Origin of the sequence: Bacillus cereus group sp. N12 (assembly GCF_016483575.1) — a bacterium.
Classification (GTDB): Bacteria; Bacillota; Bacilli; order Bacillales; family Bacillaceae_G; genus Bacillus_A; species Bacillus_A toyonensis.
In genome coordinates this window covers 1-580 of sequence record NZ_JAEHBO010000194.1, presented here as the reverse complement: position 1 = coordinate 580, position 580 = coordinate 1, and the positions used below count along the sequence as shown (strand labels likewise).

Here is a 580-nt window from a genome sequence, read left to right as displayed (position 1 = left end):
AAGTTAGTTTGTCTAGCATCTAAAAATAAAAATTGACGTTTCACGTTGTTTGTTTCGTTCAGTTTTCAAAGAACTAAAAGCGGGTGAAGAGAATCGAACTCTCGACCAGAGCTTGGAAGGCTCTTGTTTTACCACTAAACTACACCCGCGTGGTCGGGAAGACAGGATTTGAACCTGCGACCCCCTGGTCCCAAACCAGGTGCTCTACCAAGCTGAGCCACTTCCCGTAATTGGCGCGCCCGAGAGGAGTCGAACCCCTAACCTCTTGATCCGTAGTCAAACGCTCTATCCAATTGAGCTACGGGCGCTTATTCATGATGTTTTTTCGTCGTTGTCTTTTGGCGACTCAATTATCTTATCATACTACATTTTCAAATGCAAGTACTTTTTTAAGATTTTTTTCGATGCGGCCGAGAGGACTTGAACCTCCACGGGGTTTCCCCCACTAGGCCCTCAACCTAGCGCGTCTGCCGTTCCGCCACGACCGCGCGGAAAAAACAAAAGTGAGCCATGAAGGATTCGAACCTTCGACCCTCTGATTAAAAGTCAGATGCTCTACCAACTGAGCTAATGGCTCGTA

Annotated in this window: 5 tRNA genes; all 5 read right to left on the bottom strand. The window is 47.2% G+C overall.

Annotated features, from left to right (window positions below):
- Positions 1-78: 78 nt before the first annotated feature.
- The 5 genes from JDS92_RS30105 to JDS92_RS30085 all read right to left on the bottom strand — a co-directional run bounded on the left by JDS92_RS30105 (position 79) and on the right by JDS92_RS30085 (position 577).
- Positions 79-149 (bottom strand) — tRNA-Gly (locus JDS92_RS30105).
- A 1-nt stretch (position 150) separates the two neighbouring features.
- Positions 151-227, bottom strand: a tRNA-Pro gene (locus JDS92_RS30100).
- Between the two features lie 4 nt (positions 228-231).
- Positions 232-308 (bottom strand) — tRNA-Arg (locus JDS92_RS30095).
- Positions 309-405: 97 nt separating this feature from the next.
- Positions 406-488: transfer RNA gene (locus tag JDS92_RS30090), tRNA-Leu, on the bottom strand.
- Positions 489-504: 16 nt separating this feature from the next.
- A tRNA-Lys gene (locus tag JDS92_RS30085) sits at positions 505-577 on the bottom strand.
- Between the last annotated feature and the right edge of the window lie 3 nt (positions 578-580).